Annotated in this window: 18 protein-coding genes; 12 read left to right on the forward strand and 6 right to left on the reverse strand. The window is 73.9% G+C overall.

All coding sequences use genetic code 11. The annotated features are described in order from the left end of the window. Positions 1-6 precede the first annotated feature (6 nt). From ACFWVC_RS26590 to ACFWVC_RS26615, 6 genes are all read left to right on the forward strand, one after another. Positions 7-1,461 (forward strand): NAD(P)H-hydrate dehydratase, encoded by a 1,455-nt coding sequence (locus ACFWVC_RS26590; protein ID WP_384291211.1) that lies wholly within the window; start codon positions 7-9, stop codon positions 1,459-1,461. Between the two features lie 69 nt (positions 1,462-1,530). Then, entirely contained in the window at positions 1,531-2,469 is a 939-nt protein-coding gene (locus ACFWVC_RS26595; protein ID WP_384291215.1) for a L,D-transpeptidase, read from the forward strand. 35 nt (positions 2,470-2,504) lie between these two features. Then, positions 2,505-3,641, forward strand: a complete 1,137-nt coding sequence (alr, locus tag ACFWVC_RS26600; RefSeq protein WP_384291221.1) for an alanine racemase — start codon at positions 2,505-2,507, stop codon at positions 3,639-3,641. A 32-nt stretch (positions 3,642-3,673) separates the two neighbouring features. Continuing rightward, entirely contained in the window at positions 3,674-5,023 is a 1,350-nt protein-coding gene (locus ACFWVC_RS26605; protein ID WP_384291224.1) for an alpha/beta fold hydrolase, read from the forward strand. An 11-nt stretch (positions 5,024-5,034) separates the two neighbouring features. After that, a complete protein-coding gene (gene tsaE, locus ACFWVC_RS26610) occupies positions 5,035-5,562 on the forward strand; it encodes a tRNA (adenosine(37)-N6)-threonylcarbamoyltransferase complex ATPase subunit type 1 TsaE (protein ID WP_384291229.1) in 528 nt (175 codons plus the stop codon). A gap of 133 nt (positions 5,563-5,695) precedes the next feature. Continuing rightward, positions 5,696-5,884 (forward strand): hypothetical protein, encoded by a 189-nt coding sequence (locus ACFWVC_RS26615; protein ID WP_384291234.1) that lies wholly within the window; start codon positions 5,696-5,698, stop codon positions 5,882-5,884. Positions 5,885-5,943: 59 nt separating this feature from the next. On the opposite strand, the gene ACFWVC_RS26620 is transcribed toward ACFWVC_RS26615, so the two are convergent. After that, entirely contained in the window at positions 5,944-6,486 is a 543-nt protein-coding gene (locus ACFWVC_RS26620; RefSeq protein ID WP_384291240.1) for a hypothetical protein, read from the reverse strand. Between the two features lie 164 nt (positions 6,487-6,650). On the opposite strand from ACFWVC_RS26620, the gene tsaB reads away from it, so the two are divergent. From tsaB to ACFWVC_RS26640, 4 genes are read left to right on the forward strand one after another with little or no spacing between them, the layout of a single operon-like run. Then, positions 6,651-7,304, forward strand: a complete 654-nt coding sequence (gene tsaB, locus ACFWVC_RS26625; protein WP_384291245.1) for a tRNA (adenosine(37)-N6)-threonylcarbamoyltransferase complex dimerization subunit type 1 TsaB — start codon at positions 6,651-6,653, stop codon at positions 7,302-7,304. Then, positions 7,301-7,828, forward strand: coding sequence for a ribosomal protein S18-alanine N-acetyltransferase (gene rimI, locus ACFWVC_RS26630; protein ID WP_384291250.1), 528 nt, complete (start codon positions 7,301-7,303; stop codon positions 7,826-7,828). The genes tsaB and rimI overlap by 4 nt, the downstream gene beginning before the upstream one ends. Continuing rightward, entirely contained in the window at positions 7,821-8,921 is a 1,101-nt protein-coding gene (tsaD, locus tag ACFWVC_RS26635) for a tRNA (adenosine(37)-N6)-threonylcarbamoyltransferase complex transferase subunit TsaD (protein ID WP_384291255.1), read from the forward strand. The genes rimI and tsaD overlap by 8 nt, the downstream gene beginning before the upstream one ends. Continuing rightward, positions 8,918-9,169, forward strand: coding sequence for a hypothetical protein (locus tag ACFWVC_RS26640; protein ID WP_384291260.1), 252 nt, complete (start codon positions 8,918-8,920; stop codon positions 9,167-9,169). Before tsaD ends, ACFWVC_RS26640 begins: the two co-directional genes overlap by 4 nt. Positions 9,170-9,344: 175 nt before the next feature. On the opposite strand, the gene ACFWVC_RS26645 is transcribed toward ACFWVC_RS26640, so the two are convergent. After that, positions 9,345-10,517: a methyltransferase domain-containing protein gene (locus ACFWVC_RS26645; protein WP_384291265.1), complete on the reverse strand. Its 1,173-nt coding sequence runs from the start codon at positions 10,515-10,517 to the stop codon at positions 9,345-9,347. 246 nt (positions 10,518-10,763) lie between these two features. On the opposite strand from ACFWVC_RS26645, the gene groES reads away from it, so the two are divergent. Further along, positions 10,764-11,072, forward strand: coding sequence for a co-chaperone GroES (groES, locus tag ACFWVC_RS26650; RefSeq protein WP_018562788.1), 309 nt, complete (start codon positions 10,764-10,766; stop codon positions 11,070-11,072). Between the two features lie 124 nt (positions 11,073-11,196). Then, positions 11,197-12,819 (forward strand): chaperonin GroEL, encoded by a 1,623-nt coding sequence (groL, locus tag ACFWVC_RS26655; protein WP_384291272.1) that lies wholly within the window; start codon positions 11,197-11,199, stop codon positions 12,817-12,819. A 56-nt stretch (positions 12,820-12,875) separates the two neighbouring features. On the opposite strand, the gene ACFWVC_RS26660 is transcribed toward groL, so the two are convergent. From ACFWVC_RS26660 to ACFWVC_RS26675, 4 genes are all read right to left on the reverse strand, one after another. Beyond that, positions 12,876-13,661 carry an SDR family NAD(P)-dependent oxidoreductase gene (locus tag ACFWVC_RS26660; protein WP_384291278.1) on the reverse strand — a complete coding sequence of 262 codons (786 nt, stop codon included), beginning with the start codon at positions 13,659-13,661 and terminating at the stop codon, positions 12,876-12,878. 10 nt (positions 13,662-13,671) lie between these two features. Continuing rightward, a complete protein-coding gene (locus tag ACFWVC_RS26665; protein WP_384291283.1) occupies positions 13,672-14,331 on the reverse strand; it encodes an MOSC domain-containing protein in 660 nt (219 codons plus the stop codon). Between the two features lie 52 nt (positions 14,332-14,383). Next, positions 14,384-15,439, reverse strand: coding sequence for an aminotransferase class V-fold PLP-dependent enzyme (locus ACFWVC_RS26670; protein WP_384291289.1), 1,056 nt, complete (start codon positions 15,437-15,439; stop codon positions 14,384-14,386). A gap of 240 nt (positions 15,440-15,679) precedes the next feature. Then, positions 15,680-15,994 carry a WhiB family transcriptional regulator gene (locus tag ACFWVC_RS26675; protein ID WP_360902383.1) on the reverse strand — a complete coding sequence of 105 codons (315 nt, stop codon included), beginning with the start codon at positions 15,992-15,994 and terminating at the stop codon, positions 15,680-15,682. Between the last annotated feature and the right edge of the window lie 59 nt (positions 15,995-16,053).

Here is a 16,053-nt window from a genome sequence, read left to right on the forward strand (position 1 = left end):
GGGCACATGCGGGTTGCGCACAGCGTGGAGAACGTCAGGGCCGCCGAGCGCGAGCTCATGTCCCGGGTGCCGGAGGGCGCACTGATGCAGCGCGCCGCCGCAGGCCTCGCCGCGGCCTGCGCGACAGCGCTCGGCGGCGGCGCATACGGCGCCCGCGTCGTCGTGCTGACCGGCAGCGGGGACAACGGCGGTGACGCCCTGTACGCGGGCGCGCGGCTCGCCCGGCGCGGGGCGGGCGTGACCGCGGTGCTGCTCGCCCCGGAGAGGGCCCACCGCGGCGGCCTGGCGGCCCTGCGTGCCGCGGGCGGACGGGCGGTGACCCCGCAGGAGGCGGACGCAGAGGCGCTGATCCACCGCGCCGACCTCGTGCTGGACGGCATCGTGGGCATCGGCGGCAAGGGCGGACTGCGCCCGGAGGCGGTGCCGCTGGCGGAGGCCGCGCACGCGGCGCCCGCGATCGTGGTGGCCGTCGACCTGCCCAGCGGGGTGGACGCGGACACCGGCGAGGTCCGCGGCGCGGCGGTCCGGGCCGACATGACGGTGACGTTCGGCACCTACAAGCCGGGCCTGCTCATCGACCCCGCGGCCGAGTACGCGGGCGCGTTGCGCCTGATCGACATCGGCCTGGACCAGCCCGCCCCGGACCTGGAGGCGCTGCAGCACGCGGACGTGGCGGCGCTGCTGCCACACCCGTCGGCCGAGAGCGACAAGTACCGCCGCGGTGTGGTCGGTGTCGTCGCGGGGTCGGAGCGCTACCCCGGCGCCGCCGTGCTCGCGGTGGCGGGCGCGCTGCGCGCGGGCGCGGGGGCGGTGCGGTACGTGGGCCCGGGCGCGCGGGCGGTGATCGCGCGCTTCCCGGAGGCGCTGGTGTCGGCGGGGCCGCCGCACAAGGCAGGCCGGGTGCAGGCGTGGGTGGTCGGCCCGGGGCTCGGCGACGGGCCGGAGGCGCGGCGGTCCGTGGAGGATGTGCTCGCCTCCGACGTGCCGGTGCTCGTGGACGCGGACGGGCTGCGCCTGCTGGATCGCGAAGCCGTGCGTGAGCGCTTCGCGCCGACTGTGCTGACCCCGCACGCGGGCGAGGCGGCCGCGCTGCTGGGCGTGGCCCGGGAGGAGGTCGAGGCGGCCCGGCTGGCCTTCGTACGGCGTCTGGCGGCGGAGTTCGGCGCGACGGCGCTGCTGAAGGGCTCCACGACGCTCGTGGCGGCCCCGGACCCGGCCGTGCCGGTCCGGGTCAACCCGACGGGGACGCCCTGGCTGGCCACGGCCGGCAGCGGGGACGTGCTCTCCGGCATCACCGGCTCGCTGCTCGCCGCGGGCCTTACGGCACGTGACGCCGCGTCCGCCGGCGCGTATCTGCACGGCCTCGCGGCGCGCGTCGCCTCCGGTCCGGTGGGGGCGCCGGTCGCGGCGGACGACGTGGCCGCCGCGGTTCCCGATGCCTGGCGGAGCGTCAGATCGTAGCTGGGCGAAACGGGTGGAGTCCGCCCGTGGAGTGTTCCGGCGGGCGACGCCGCGTCTATGCGTCAAGGCATGGGAAGAACGTACGCCTGCCGGGGGGCGCGGTTGTGCACCGTCGCCCTGGTCGTCCTGTCCGCTCTGGGCGCCGAGACGACGGCCTCCGCCGATGATCACCACCCCGTGAAGCTCGAGGACTACGTCGCGGGGGTTCCGTACCAGCAGTACGACCTGCCGTCGCCCACCGACACCCCGGACCAGGGTCTGCCGCCCAAGCACGTGGACCACTCGCACGACGCCGAGGAGAACAGGGGCGACTACGACGAGGACGAGGCCGAGGAGGAGATGCAGCCCGTCGACCCGCAGCAGGTCGAGTGGCTGCCCCCGGACGAGGCCGCCGCGGGCCGTCTGTCGCCGTACTGCACGCCGCTCGCCGGCCCGTACCAGCGGGACGTGGAGCGGCTTCTGGGGCTGCGCGTGGACGGGAAGCAGTCCGAGGACGACTGCTACGCCATCCAGCGCTACCAGCAGTCGAGCGACATCCTGCCGGACACCGGGTTCGCCGGGCCCACCACCTTCGGCCACCTGCGCCTGGACCTGGCCATCCAGCAGGGCCCGAACGCCGGCCGCCAGTGCCTGACGCCGGCCAAGGGGAAGCGCGTGGCGTGCGTGGACCTCACCCGGCAGATCCTGTGGGTGCAGACCAGCGCGACGAACGTGGTCTTCGGGCCGGTCTCGATGCGCAGCGGCCGCACGGGCTTCGCGACCCGCACGGGGCGCTTCAAGGTCTACTGGCGCCACCGTGACCATGTGTCCGACATCTACGACGCCCCCATGCCCTTCAGCCAGTTCTTCAGCGGCGGCCAGGCCCTGCACGCCATCACCGGCAGCGTCTACCGCGCGCCGGGCTCGCACGGCTGCGTCAACCTGTCCACGCCCGACGCGGGACGGCTGTGGAACCTGCTGAAGCTGCACGACCAGGTGCATGTCTTCGGGCACAAATCCGGCACGTGACGGTCGCACCGGGCGGGCCTGAGACACTGGGCGCGATGGATGAGACAAATCTGCGCGCCCAGGCCACGATCGATCTCGCCGCGCTGCGGTCGAACGTCGCGGCGCTGCGCGCCCGCGCGCCCCGTTCCGGGCTGATGGCCGTGGTCAAGGCGGACGCCTACGGCCACGGCATGGTCCCGTGTGCCCGGGCGGCGCTGGAGGCCGGCGCCGCCTGGCTCGGCGTCGCCACGCCCGAGGAGGCGCTGGCGCTGCGCGCCGCGGGGATCACCGCGCCGGTGCTGTGCTGGCTGTGGACGCCGAACGGGCCGTGGCGCGACGCCGTCGAGGCCGGCATCGATGTGACGATCAGCGGCCTGTGGGCGCTGCGCGAGGCGGCCGCGGCGGCCGAGGCGGCCGGCCGTACCGCCCGGGTGCAGCTCAAGGCGGACACCGGGCTGGGCCGCAACGGCGCCCAGCCCGGGGACTGGGCGGACCTGGTGGCCGCCGCCCGTGCCGCCGAGGAGGCGGGGCTGGTCAAGGTGACCGGTCTGTGGTCGCACTTCGCGTGCGCCGACGAGCCGGGGCACCCCTCCAACGCCGCCCAGCTGGCCGTCTTCCACGCCGCGCTGGAGAGCGCCGCGCGCGCCGGACTGCGCCCGGAGGTGCGGCACATGGCCAACTCCCCGGCGACGCTCACGCTGCCCGAGGCGCACTTCGACCTCGTGCGGACCGGCGTCGCGATGTACGGGATCTCGCCGATCCCCCAGGTCGGCGGCCCGGAGGAGTTCGGGCTGCGGCCGGTGATGACGCTCTCGGCCCGCCTGGCCTCGGTCAAGCGGGTGCCCGGCGGCCACGGCGTCAGCTACGGCCACCACTACACGACGCCGGGCGACACCACCCTCGCCCTCGTCCCCCTCGGCTACGCGGACGGCGTTCCGCGGCACGCCTCGGGCACCGGACCGGTGCTGGTGGCGGGCAAGTGGCGGACCGCCGCGGGCCGGGTGGCGATGGACCAGTTCGTCGTGGACCTCGGCGGCGACCACGCCGAGGCCGGCGACGAAGCGGTGGTGTTCGGCCCCGGCGACCGCGGTGAGCCGACCGCCGAGGACTGGGCACGTGCCGCCGGCACCATCGCCTACGAGATCGTCACCCGGATCGGCAGCCGGGTGCCGCGCGTCTACGTGGGTACGTAACCGCGTAGCCGAGGGGAAGCAGCGAAGACGACATGAGCGGGTCCGAGAGCGGTAACACGGCGGGGAAAGCGGTGGAGGCGGCCGAGGCGGTGGCCGGGGCCGCGGAGGCGGTCGCGGAGGCCGTCACGGGCGGTCCGGGCGGATTGCTGTCGTCCGGTCGCTGGCGCAGCGCCGGGATAGCCGGCGCCGCCATCGGCGTCGTCGCGGCAGGTGCCGCCGCCGGTGTGGCGCTGGAGCGCGTCACGGTCGGCCGCAGCATGCGCCGGCGCGCGCGCCTCGCCCTCGATGTGGCCGGACCCTACGGGTCGCTGCGCGGCATGCCGGGGCGGGTGGCCGCCGAGGACGGCACCGAGTTGTACTACGAGGTCGAGGAGGCCGAGCCGGCCGCCGCCGACCCGGTCCCGCCGGCCCGCCGGTGGGGCCTGTTCCGGCGCGGCGGCCAGAGCGCCCCGCCCACCGTGGTCTTCAGCCACGGCTACTGCCTCAACCAGGACTCCTGGCACTTCCAGCGCGCGGTCCTGCGCGGCGTGGTGCGCGCGGTGTACTGGGACCAGCGCAGCCACGGCCGCTCCGGTCGCGGCAACGACCAGGCGGGCGGCGAGCCCGCCACCATCGACCAGCTCGGCCGCGACCTGAAGCGGGTCGTCGACGCCGCCGTGCCGGAGGGCCCGGTGGTGCTGGTCGGGCACTCCATGGGCGGCATGACGGTCATGGCGCTGGCCGACCAGTTCCCCGAGTTCGTCCGGGAGCGCGTGGTGGGCTTCGCCTTCGTCGGCACGTCCTCCGGCAAGCTCGCCAGTGTGACGCTGGGCCTGCCAGCGGCGGGAGCGCGGGCGCTGCGGGCGCTGGCGCCGGGGGTGCTGCGGATCCTGGGCACCCAGGTGGACCTGGTGGAGCGGGGACGCCGGGCGACGGCCGACCTTTTCGCCGGGATCATCAAGCGCTACTCGTTCGGCTCGGACGTCGACCCCGCGGTCGCGCGGTTCGCCGAGCGGATGATCGAGTCGACGCCGATCGACGTGGTCGCCGAGTTCTACCCGGCCTTCACGGAGCACGAGAAGAGCGAGGCGCTGGACGTCCTGGACGGCCTGCCCGGACTGGTGCTCGCGGGGGACAAGGACCTGCTGACGCCCAGTGAGCACAGCCGGGCCATCGCCGAGCGGCTGCCCGACACCGAGCTGGTCGTCGTCCCCGGCGCCGGCCATCTGGTGATGCTGGAGCAGCCGGACCTGGTCAACACCCATCTCGCCGCGCTGCTCGCCGAGGCGGCGGACGCCTCGCGTGCCCCCGTACCCCAGGTGCTGCGCGAGCTGGCCGCGGCGCGGCCGGTGGTGCCTCGGCAGCAGGACCGGTCCGGGCACGCGGTCACCGGCGGCGCGTAGCATTCGGGCACATGGGCATGGAAGCCATCGGCAGGGAAGCGGTCCGGGTCGTCGTCAAGACCCCCGAGCGGATGCGGGAGCTGGGGCAGCGCCTCGCGCCGCTGCTGCGGGCGGGTGATCTCGTCCTGCTCAGCGGGGACTTGGGCGCGGGCAAGACGACACTGACCCGCGGTCTGGGCGAGGCCATGGGCGTGCGCGGCGCGGTGACGTCGCCGACCTTCGTGATCGCGCGGGTCCACCCGTCGCTGACCGGCGGGCCGGCGCTGGTGCACGTGGACGCGTACCGGCTCTCCGGCGGCCTGGACGAGATGGAGGACCTGGACCTGGACGTCTCGCTCCCGGAGTCGGTCGTGGTCGTCGAATGGGGCGAGGGCAAGGTCGAGGAGCTGTCCGAGGACCGTCTGCAGCTGGTGATCCACCGCGCGGTCGGCGAGGTCGCGTCCGGGAACGGGCAGGAGGACCACGACGTGCGCGAAGTGGTCGTCACCGGGGTCGGCGCCCGCTGGGCCGGGGAGGACCTGGCCGCGCTGGGGGAGTAACCGTTCCGACAAGGTGTCGGGAAGATGTTGCGCCGGGCACGGGTCACGTGTTCTTCTGGAGTGCGAGGAGAAGTTAGGGCTGCCTAACCTCCAGCCCCTCGGACCACACCGCCCCCCGCCCCAGGAGGCAACCATGTCGGCCCACAAGGTGCCGGAGCCGGAGCCGGGCTACTCGGTGCAGGCACTGCTCGCCGCGTGTGACGCGGCGAAGGCGGTCAGCACGCCCCCGAAGTCACCGGACGAGCCCGCGGCGCCCGACGACCCCGACGCGCGGACCACCACCGCGGGCGGGACCGCGGCCCCGGAGGCCGACGCGGCATAGGGCCGGTCGGCCGTTCACCCGGTCGGGTGATTTCGCAATGCCCGCGGGGACGGTCGTCCTCAGCGGACGACCACGACCTTGGTGTCGATCGTGGCGAAGTTCCACAGGGCCGCGCCGTCCTTGCGCTTCTCGCGGATGCCACCGGTCTGCTGCGAGCCGTCGGACGTGCCGGGCAGCGAGCCGTCGCGGGCGGCGCTGAAGCCGACGATCACGTCGTCGACGGACGCGAAGCGCACCACGTGCTCGATCGGGACCCCGTCGCCGCCGGTGCCGCTGGCACTGCGCGTGGTCACGTCGTACGTCCCCGGGCCGGGATCCACCGTGCCCGGCACCACGACGTAGGTGCGGCGTACCTTGCCCGCGTCGCTCACCAGCCAGACGCGGTCCTGGCGCAGCGAGTAGACCACGCGGCGGCCGCTGCCGGAGGCGGCGGGCAGCTCGTGCTTCTTGCCCGGAGAGTGGGAGGCACCGTCGGTGGGCGCGGTGCTGCCGTTGTCCGTGGACACCGCCACACCCCCGGCGGCCACCTCCGTGGCGGAGCTGGAGGCCTGGACGGCGAGCACGCCGACGGCGGCCAGGGCGGCTGCGGTCAGTCCGGTCACGATCGTCCCTGAACCGATCCTTGCCACGGGGTCCTCCGGTAGTGGGGCGTCAGGCTCAGGTTGACGTTAGCAGCCGGTGCGGGCGGGACCCGAGCGCCGCCCCCGTACCGGCGAACACCCCGGTACCGGCAGGGCCGCCCCGGTGAACGCCGTAGGCTGAACGCGTGCTGCTGCTTGCCTTCGACACCGCCACCCCCGCCGTCACCGTCGCCCTGCACGACGGGCACCGCGTGCTCGCCGAGTCGACGGAGATCGACGCGCGCAGGCACGGCGAGCTGCTGATGCCCGCCGTGGACCGGGTGCTGCGGGAGGCGGGCACCGGGCCGGCCGCCGTGACCGGGCTCGTGGTCGGCGTCGGCCCGGGGCCCTACACGGGCCTGCGCGTGGGCCTGGTGACCGCCGCCGCGTTCGGGGACGTCCTCGGGGTGCCCGTGCACGGGCTCTGCACGCTGGACGGCCTGGCGTACGCCGCCGGGATCGACGGCCCCTTCGTCGTGGCCACCGACGCCCGCCGCAAGGAGGTCTACTGGGCCCGCTACGAGGGACCGCGCGGCCGGGTCGGCGACCCGGCCGTGGACCACCCGGCCGAGATCGCCGAACGCGTCGCGGGCCTGCCCGCGGTGGGCGCGGGCGCCGCGCTGTACCCGGACGTCTTCACCGACGTCCGCCCGCCCGCCGACCAGTCCGCCGCCGCGCTGGCCTCGCTCGCCGCGGCGAAGCTGGCGGAGGGCGAGGAGTTCCTCCCCCCGCTGCCGCTCTACCTGCGCCGCCCGGACGCGCAGGTCCCGGCCGGTTACAAGGCGGTCCTGCCGAAGTGACCGCCGTCCTGCGCGAGATGCGCTGGTGGGACCTGGAGCCGGTGATGGAGCTGGAGGAGCTGCTCTTCCCCGACGACGCCTGGTCGCGCGGCATGTTCTGGTCCGAACTCGCCGACGCCCGGCACCCGGCGGCGACCCGGCACTACGTCGTCGCCGAGGCGGACGGGCGCCTGGTCGGCTACGCCGGCCTGGCCGCCGTGGCCGGCACCGGCGACGTGCAGACCATCGCCGCCGCCCGCGACCAGTGGGGCACCGGCCTCGGCGCCCGCCTGCTGCGCGAACTGCTGCACCAGGCCACGGCGTTCGAGTGCCACGAGGTGCTGCTGGAGGTGCGGATCGACAACATCCGCGCCCAGCGGCTGTACGAGCGCTTCGGCTTCGAGCCGATCGGATTCCGGCGCGGCTACTACCAGCCCGGCAACGTCGACGCCCTCGTCATGCGGCTCGGCGACCTGACGGCGGCGGCGCCTGCGGACACACGAGAAACACCAGGTCTACAAGGAACTGAGACGACCCATGGCTGACGAGCCCCTTGTCCTCGGCATCGAGACGTCCTGCGACGAGACCGGTGTCGGCATCGTACGAGGTCACACGCTGCTGGCCGACGCGGTCGCGTCCAGCGTGGACGAGCACGCCCGATTCGGCGGCGTCGTCCCCGAGGTCGCCAGCCGCGCCCATCTGGAGGCGATGGTCCCCACCATCCAGCGCGCGCTGAAGGAGGCCGGGGTCGCCGCCTCCGACCTGGACGGCATCGCCGTCACCGCCGGGCCGGGCCTGGCGGGCGCGCTGCTGGTCGGCGTCTCGGCCGCCAAGGCGTACGCGTACGCGCTCGGCAAGCCGCTGTACGGCGTGAACCACCTGGCGTCCCACATCTGCGTCGACCAACTGGAGCACGGCGCGCTGCCGGAGCCCACGATGGCCCTGCTGGTCTCCGGCGGGCACTCCTCGCTGCTGCTGGCGCCGGACATCACCGGCGACGTGCGGCCGCTCGGAGCGACCATCGACGACGCGGCGGGCGAGGCCTTCGACAAGGTCGCACGCGTGCTGGGCCTCGGCTTCCCCGGCGGCCCGGCCATCGACCGCGTCGCGCGCGAGGGCGACCGGGCCGCCATCCGCTTCCCGCGCGGCCTGACGGGCGGGCGGGACCCGCTGTACGACTTCTCCTTCTCCGGGCTGAAGACGGCCGTGGCCCGCTGGATCGAGTCCAAGCGCCGGGAGGGCGAGGACGTGCCCGTCGCGGACGTCGCCGCGTCCTTCCAGGAGGCCGTGGCGGACGTGCTGACCCGCAAGGCGATCCGCGCCTGTAAGGACAACGGCGTCGACCACCTCATGATCGGCGGCGGCGTCGCGGCCAACAGCCGGCTGCGCTCGCTGGCCCAGGAACGCTGCGAGGACGCGGGCATCATCCTGCGCGTGCCGCGGCCCAAACTCTGCACCGACAACGGCGCGATGGTCGCGGCGCTCGGGGCGGAGATGGTGGCCCGCGGCCGCCCGTCCTCGACGTGGGACCTGCCGGCGGACTCCTCCCTGCTGGTCACGGACGTGTCCGTGCCCGGGCACACCCACACCCACGATCACGTGCACGAGCTCAGCAAGGACAACCTCTACTCGTCATGACCGTCGCCCTGATGTGGGAGGCCCGCGCCGCGGAGGGCCGCGGGCCCGAACTCCTGGCGTGGGTGCGCGCGCAGACGCTGACGCCCGCGCCGTTGCGCCGCGAGACCTTCTCCGCCCCCGGGGACCGGGTCCTCGTCATCACCTGGTGGGACGCCCCGTACGACGCGGAGCTCCCCGAACTGCCCGAGCCGGCGGAGGGGCTGGCGCGGCGCGCCGTCCACCGCTGGCGCTTCGAGGCTGTGGCCTGACCCGAGTGCGGGGCGTTTCTGCGCGGGTAGGTTTCTCCCCCGCCCGCCCTCCCTCCCCCAACCTTCGGCCGGGGGTGCCCCCAGCCCTGTGAAGTCACGCGCCCCGGCCCACCCCCGCACGCGCGTCGGGCCGCCCAGACTTCACAGGGCACACGGGTGGGAGGGCGGGGAAAAATCAGGCGGGCGACCCGAGCAGCATCGTGGGCGCGCCCGCCACCCGCGTCAGAAAGACCGTCGCCGCGTTGGGGCCCTGGGGCCTGACCCGGCGGCGCAGTTCCTCGGGTTCGACCGCGGAGCCCCGCTTCTTGACGGTCAGCACGCCGACCTCGCGTTCGCGCAGCAGCGCCTTGAGCCGCTTGAGGTTGAAGGGGAGCACGTCGGTGATCTCGTACGCGGAGGCGTAGGGCGTGCTGTGCGGCTCGTCCGAAGTGACGTACGCGATGGTCTCGTCGATAAGACCGCCTCCGACCTGCGCCGCGACGTCCGCGACCAGGTGGGCCCGGATGACCGCGCCGTCGGGCTCGTACAGCCAGCGCCCGACCGGGCGCACCGCGGGGTCGGGCAGGCCGGCGGCGGGCAGGGTGGCGCCGGAGGGCAGCAGTGTCGCCCGGCGGGTGCCCGAGGCCGTGCCGAACCACAGCACGGCCTCCTTCACGTCGCCGTGGTCGGAGACCCACTCCGCCTCCGCGTCCTCCGGCACGGCCTCGTGCGGGATGCCCGGCGCGACCTTGAGCGCGGCCAGGGGTGTCCTGCGCGCCGCCGCCACGGCCCACGACAGCGGCGGGGAGTACGCCTCCGGGTCGAAGATCCTGCCGCGTCCGCCGCGCCGGGCCGGGTCCACGAACACCGCGTCGCAGCCGTCCGTCCCCACATCGGTGACGTCCGCGCAGCGCACCTCGATGCGTTCCGCGAGCCCCAGCGCCCGCGCGTTGGCCCGCGCCACCGCGCACGTCAGGGGATCGCGGTCGACCGCCAGCACCGTCACCCCGGCGCGTGCCAGCGGGATCGCGTCGCCGCCGATCCCGCAGCACAGGTCCGCCAGCCGCCGCACCCCGAGGGTCGCGAACCGCTCCGCCCGGTGCCGCGCCACCGAAGCGCGCGTCGACTGCTCCACCCCGTCGGGCGTGAAGTACATCGCGTACGCGTCCTCGCCGAACTTCGCCTCCGCCCGCTGCCGCAGCCGCGCCTGGGTGAGCGCCGCCGAGACGAGCGCCGCGTCGTGCTCCCGGCGCAGCCGGGTCGCGGTGGCGATCTCGGCCGCGGGGTCGTAGTCGCGGAGGACGGTCAGCAGTCGCTGCCCCTCGTCGGTCAGCAGGGCCGAGAACGCGTCGAGATCCACACCGTCCATTGTCCCGCGCCTCCGGCGTCCGCCGGACCGGGCTCCGATGGGCGCCCGCGCACGGCGCGCCCGGCGTGGCATTGGCACTCCGCTTGACCGAGTGCTAAGCGCGTCATAATCTCAGACCTGGCACTCGGCCACGCCGAGTGCCAACAACACAGCGACGGGCAGGTCCGGCACCCGCGACGACGGGCCTACCAGGTCGCCACCCCAGACAGACACTCCCGTAAGCCCTTTGAAGGGGGAGGTCGGATCGTGACGACCGCCAGCACCAAGGTTGCCATCAAGCCGCTCGAGGACCGCATCGTGGTCCAGCCGCTGGATGCCGAGCAGACCACCGCCTCCGGCCTGGTCATCCCGGACACCGCCAAGGAGAAGCCCCAGGAGGGCGTCGTCCTGGCCGTCGGTCCGGGTCGCTTCGAGGACGGCAACCGCATCCCGCTCGACGTCAAGGTCGGCGACATCGTGCTGTACAGCAAGTACGGCGGCACCGAGGTCAAGTACAGCGGCGAGGAGTACCTCGTCCTCTCGGCTCGCGACGTCCTCGCGATCGTCGAGAAGTAAATCCGGCGCCGCTCGTAACCGAGAAATGCCGTGACCACGCCCCGGGCACACCGAGTCCTCGCACGGACCGGGGACCCGGGGCGCGGTCTTTGACGAGAACCCAAAGACGAGGAATTCCGCCGGTATGGCCAAGATCCTGAAGTTCAACGAGGACGCCCGTCGCGCCCTTGAGCGTGGAGTCAACAAGCTCGCCGACACCGTGAAGGTGACGATCGGCCCCAAGGGCCGCAACGTCGTCATCGACAAGAAGTTCGGCGCTCCGACCATCACCAACGACGGCGTGACCATCGCCCGCGAGGTCGAGCTCGAGGACGCGTACGAGAACCTCGGTGCGCAGCTGGTGAAGGAGGTGGCGACCAAGACCAACGACATCGCGGGTGACGGCACCACCACCGCCACCGTGCTCGCCCAGGCGCTCGTGCGCGAGGGCCTGCGCAACGTCGCCGCCGGCGCCTCCCCGGCCGCCCTGAAGAAGGGCATCGACGCCGCCGTCAAGGCCGTCTCGGACGAGCTGCTCGCCTCGGCCCGCCCGATCGAGGGCAAGGACGACGTCGCCGCCGTCGCCGCCCTGTCCGCCCAGGACAAGCAGGTCGGCGAGCTGATCGCCGAGGCGATCGACAAGGTCGGCAAGGACGGTGTCATCACCGTCGAGGAGTCCAACACCTTCGGTCTGGAGCTGGACTTCACCGAGGGCATGGCCTTCGACAAGGGCTACCTGTCGCCGTACTTCGTGACGGACGCGGAGCGCCAGGAGGCCGTCCTGGAGGACCCGTACATCCTCATCACCCAGGGCAAGATCTCCTCCATCCAGGACCTGCTCCCGCTGCTGGAGAAGGTGCTGCAGGCCGGCGCCTCCAAGCCGCTGCTGATCATCGCCGAGGACGTCGAGGGCGAGGCCCTCTCCACCCTGGTGGTCAACAAGATCCGCGGTACCTTCAACGCGGTCGCGGTCAAGGCCCCCGGCTTCGGCGACCGCCGCAAGGCCATGCTGGAGGACCTCGCCACCCTCACCGGTGCCACCGTGGTGGCCGAGGAGGTCGGCCTCAAGCTCGACCAGGTCGGCCTGGACGTGCTCGGCAACGCCCGCCGCGTGACGGTCACCAAGGACGAGACCACCGTCGTCGACGGTGCCGGCGACTCCTCCGCGATCGAGGGCCGCATCGGCCAGATCAAGGCCGAGATCACCACGACCGACTCCGACTGGGACCGCGAGAAGCTCCAGGAGCGCCTCGCCAAGCTGGCCGGCGGCGTGTGCGTCATCCGTGTCGGCGCGGCCACCGAGGTCGAGCTCAAGGAGAAGAAGCACCGTCTGGAGGACGCCATCTCCGCGACCCGCGCCGCGGTCGAGGAGGGCATCGTCTCCGGTGGTGGCTCCGCGCTCGTCCACGCCGTCAAGGTGCTGGAGGACGGCCTCGGCAAGACCGGCGACGAGGCCACCGGTGTCGCCGTCGTGCGCCGCGCCGCGGTCGAGCCGCTGCGCTGGATCGCCGAGAACGCCGGCCTGGAGGGCTACGTCATCACCTCCAAGGTCGCCGAGCTGGAGAAGGGCCACGGCTTCAACGCCGCGACCGGCGAGTACGGCGACCTGGTGAAGGCCGGCGTCATCGACCCGGTCAAGGTCACCCGCTCCGCCCTGGAGAACGCCGCCTCCATCGCCTCCCTGCTTCTCACCACCGAGACCCTCGTGGTGGAGAAGAAGGAGGAGGAGCCCGCCGAGGCCGGTCACGGCCACGGTCACTCCCACTGAGTGCGTCCGAAGGCCCCCGTTCCCGCACTGGGAACGGGGGCCTTCGGCTTGTCCTGTCAGTCCCGGGGGTAGACGGGGCCGAAGCGGCGCCCGGCCGTCGTGGAGACCGCGCCGAAGGCCCCGCTCGGGGCGAGCTTGGCGGCGAGCGCCGCGGCCTTGTAGCGCGGGTCGGGCACGCTGAGCGTGCGGCCCCGGGCCAGGTCGCGGATGGCGGCGGCGACCACCTTGTCGGCGTCCAGCCACGCCCAGCCGGGGATGCTGCCGGTGTCCATGCCCGCCCGCTCGTGGAACTCGGTGCGGACGAAGCCCGGGCACAGCGCCATCAGCCGCACCCCGCTGCCGGACAGTTCGCGGGCCGCGCCCCGGGTGAAGCTGACCACCCACGCCTTGCTCGCGCCGTACGTGCCGCGCGGCACGAACGCCGCCACCGAGGCCACATTGACGATGAAGCCGCGCCGGCGCTGCTTCATGGCCGCGGCCGCCGCGCCGGTCAGCCGCAGCACGGCCTCGCAGTGCACCTTGAGCATGGTCAGCTCGTCGGCCATCGGCACGTCGCCGAAGGCACCGCGGTTGCCGAAGCCCGCGTTGTTGACCAGTACGCCGACCGGCCGCTCGCGGTCGCCCAGCCGCGTCTCCACCGCCTCGATGCCCTTGTCCGTCGACAGGTCGGCGGGCAGCACCTCCACGGTCACCGCGTAGGTGCGGCGCAGTTCGGCGGCACGTTCCTGCAGCCGGTGCTCGTCGCGCGCGACGAGCACGAGGGCGTGGCCGTCGCTCGCGAGCCTGCGGGCGAAGGCCGCGCCGAGGCCCGCGGTGGCTCCCGTGATGAGTGAAGTCGTCATGCCCCGCAGGCTAGTGGGACCGTGTGCGCCTGCGCGCCGTCGCGCGGATCTCCTCCGGGAGCGCGTCCGCCGCGAGCAGCGCGGGAAGCAGCCCGGGTTCCAGGGTGACCGCCCGGAAGACCAGCGCGACGGTCACCTCGTGGTCGGGGCGGTGGACGATCTCCACCGGGTCGCCCGCGCGGAGTTCGCCCGGCCCGGCGACCCGCAGGTAGGCGCCGGGCAGCGCGGCACGGGTGAACCGCCGGAGCCAGCCGTCCTCGTCCATCCGGCCCTGGAAGGTGCCGCAGGGGACGCGCGGGCAGGACACCTCCAGGATCGGGCCCGCGGGCCCGCCGATCCGCCAACGTTCCCCGATCAGCGCTCCGTTGACGTCCACGCCGAGGGTCGTCAGGTTCTCCCCGAACATGCCGTCGCGCAGTTCCCGGTCGAGTTCGCGCTCCCAGCCGTCCAGGTCCTCGCGGGCATAGGCGTACACGGCCTGGTCGGGGCCGCCGTGGTGTTTCACGTCGTACACCCGGTCGCCGGCCAGGCCCACCGCGCCGGTGCCCTTGGAGCCTGGCGCGGTCACCGCCACCGGGCCCGTCACGGGGTGCTTGTCGATGCCCGTGAGCCCCGTGTCCTTCCAGGGGTTCGGCCGGGGACGTCCCACGTTGACCGAGAGCACTCTCATGCTCCGACGGTACGGCGGCCGCCCGGCGCGGGGCGAGGTGTTTTCCGGCGGCTCAGCGCGCGAGCACGCTCAGCAGCAGGTCCACGTCGGCCTCGGTGTTGTACAGGTGGAACGCCGCCCGCAGGTTGCCGGCGCGGACCGATACGCGGATACCGGCCGCGGCCAGCCGCTCCGCCGCGTCCCCGAGGCCCGGGACGGCCACGATCGCCGAATCGTGGGCACCCGGCGGCACGGCCTTGTGGCCGAGCTCCTTGAGGCCCGCGCGGAAGCGCTCGGCCAGCGCGATGTCGTGGGCGCCGATCGCCTCGACGCCCACCTCCTCGATCAGCCCGAGCGAGGCCGACCCGGCCAGGTACGGCAGGAACGGCGGCAGCACGTCGAAGCGCCGGGCGGAGCGGGCGAGCCGGGCCACCGGCCCGTAGCAGTCGTCCCAGGGGTCCTCGGCCGCGTACCACCCGGCGAAGCAGGGCGACAGGCCGTCCTCGGCGCCCTCCCGCACGGTCAGGAAGGACACCCCGCGCGGGGCGAGCAGCCACTTGTAGCCGCCGCACACCACGTAGTCGAAGGCCCCGGTCGCCAGCGGCAGCCAGCCGACCGCCTGCGTCGCGTCGACCAGCATGCGCGCCCCGTGCCGGTCCGCGGCCTCCCGGACCGCGGCGAGGTCGGCGACGCGTCCGTCCGCGGACTGCACCGCGCTGACGGCGGCCAGCGCGGTGGTGGGACGTACGGCGTCGGCCAGGCCCTCCAGCGGCACGGTGCGCAGCGTGAGGTCGGGGCGGGAGGCGAAGGGGTTGACCAGGGAGCTGAAGTCGCCCTCCGCGAGGACGACTTCAGCGCCCGCCGGAAGGCCCGCGGCGATCATCCCGACATGGGTGGTGACGGAGGAGCCGACCGCGACCCGGTCGGCGGCGACGCCGGTCAGCCGGGCGTAGGCGGCGCGCGTGGTGTTCAGGACGAGTTCATTGCGCACCCAGTCGTCGCTGCCGTCGGACCAGGCCGCCACGGCGGTGCGCAGTACGTCGGCGGCCCGGCGTGGGCCGACGCCCGCCGACGCGGTGTTCAGATAGGTGATCCCGGCATCCAGCGTGAATTCCCCGGTGAGGTCCATGGCTCCTCAGCCTGGGGCCGGCGCTGTCCGAAGTCCATGGGAGGGGGGTGCGGGGGTGCGGGGCTGCTGGTGCTGCGCGGTGCACGGCCGGCGTGGCCGTGCCTGGCCTCTGGTGGCCGTGCCTTGCCTTCGCGGCGGGCCTGGCGGCCCGCAGGGTGAGGGCGCCGCACGGGCGCCCGGATCGGTTCCCCGGCGTACGGGGAGAGGGAAACGTTTCCTCAGTGGGTGAGGCGCCGGCGTTCAGTGTCCGCCGGCGGCGTGCGAGCTCATGACCCGGTTGCGGGACCGGCCCATCATCTCCTCGCGCTCGTCCTCGGTGAGCCCGCCCCAGACCCCGTAGGGCTCGCGGACCGTCAGGGCGTGGGTCGCACACTCGGCGCGCACGGGACAGCGCATGCACACCTCCTTGGCGGCCGCTTCACGCGCGCTCCGCGCCGCACCGCGCTCTCCCTCGGGATGGAAGAACAGCGAACTGTCCACACCACGACAGGCGGCGATCAGTTGCCAGTCCCAGAGGTCTGCGTTGGGGCCCGGGAGGCGGGAGAAGTCTGCCATTGCTCATCTCCTCGAGAGGTGGGCTGCACGGGACTGCCTCCCAGGCGACGCTCCAGGCG

The organism is Streptomyces sp. NPDC058691 (assembly GCF_042714775.1).
Lineage (GTDB): Bacteria > Actinomycetota > Actinomycetes > Streptomycetales > Streptomycetaceae > Actinacidiphila.

Excerpts from the sequence above, each read along its gene's own strand:
- ACFWVC_RS26590 (WP_384291211.1), top strand. The coding sequence starts at position 7 with ATGCGGGTTGCGCACAGCGTGGAGAACGTCAGGGCCGCCGAGCGCGAG.
- ACFWVC_RS26595 (WP_384291215.1), top strand. The coding sequence starts at position 1,531 with ATGGGAAGAACGTACGCCTGCCGGGGGGCGCGGTTGTGCACCGTCGCC.
- alr (WP_384291221.1), top strand. The coding sequence starts at position 2,505 with ATGGATGAGACAAATCTGCGCGCCCAGGCCACGATCGATCTCGCCGCG.
- ACFWVC_RS26605 (WP_384291224.1), top strand. The coding sequence starts at position 3,674 with ATGAGCGGGTCCGAGAGCGGTAACACGGCGGGGAAAGCGGTGGAGGCG.
- tsaE (WP_384291229.1), top strand. The coding sequence starts at position 5,035 with ATGGGCATGGAAGCCATCGGCAGGGAAGCGGTCCGGGTCGTCGTCAAG.
- ACFWVC_RS26615 (WP_384291234.1), top strand. The coding sequence starts at position 5,696 with ATGTCGGCCCACAAGGTGCCGGAGCCGGAGCCGGGCTACTCGGTGCAG.
- tsaD (WP_384291255.1), top strand. The coding sequence starts at position 7,821 with ATGGCTGACGAGCCCCTTGTCCTCGGCATCGAGACGTCCTGCGACGAG.
- ACFWVC_RS26640 (WP_384291260.1), top strand. The coding sequence starts at position 8,918 with ATGACCGTCGCCCTGATGTGGGAGGCCCGCGCCGCGGAGGGCCGCGGG.
- ACFWVC_RS26645 (WP_384291265.1), bottom strand. The coding sequence starts at position 10,517 with ATGGACGGTGTGGATCTCGACGCGTTCTCGGCCCTGCTGACCGACGAG.
- groL (WP_384291272.1), top strand. The coding sequence starts at position 11,197 with ATGGCCAAGATCCTGAAGTTCAACGAGGACGCCCGTCGCGCCCTTGAG.
- ACFWVC_RS26660 (WP_384291278.1), bottom strand. The coding sequence starts at position 13,661 with ATGACGACTTCACTCATCACGGGAGCCACCGCGGGCCTCGGCGCGGCC.
- ACFWVC_RS26665 (WP_384291283.1), bottom strand. The coding sequence starts at position 14,331 with ATGAGAGTGCTCTCGGTCAACGTGGGACGTCCCCGGCCGAACCCCTGG.
- ACFWVC_RS26670 (WP_384291289.1), bottom strand. The coding sequence starts at position 15,439 with ATGGACCTCACCGGGGAATTCACGCTGGATGCCGGGATCACCTATCTG.
- ACFWVC_RS26675 (WP_360902383.1), bottom strand. The coding sequence starts at position 15,994 with ATGGCAGACTTCTCCCGCCTCCCGGGCCCCAACGCAGACCTCTGGGAC.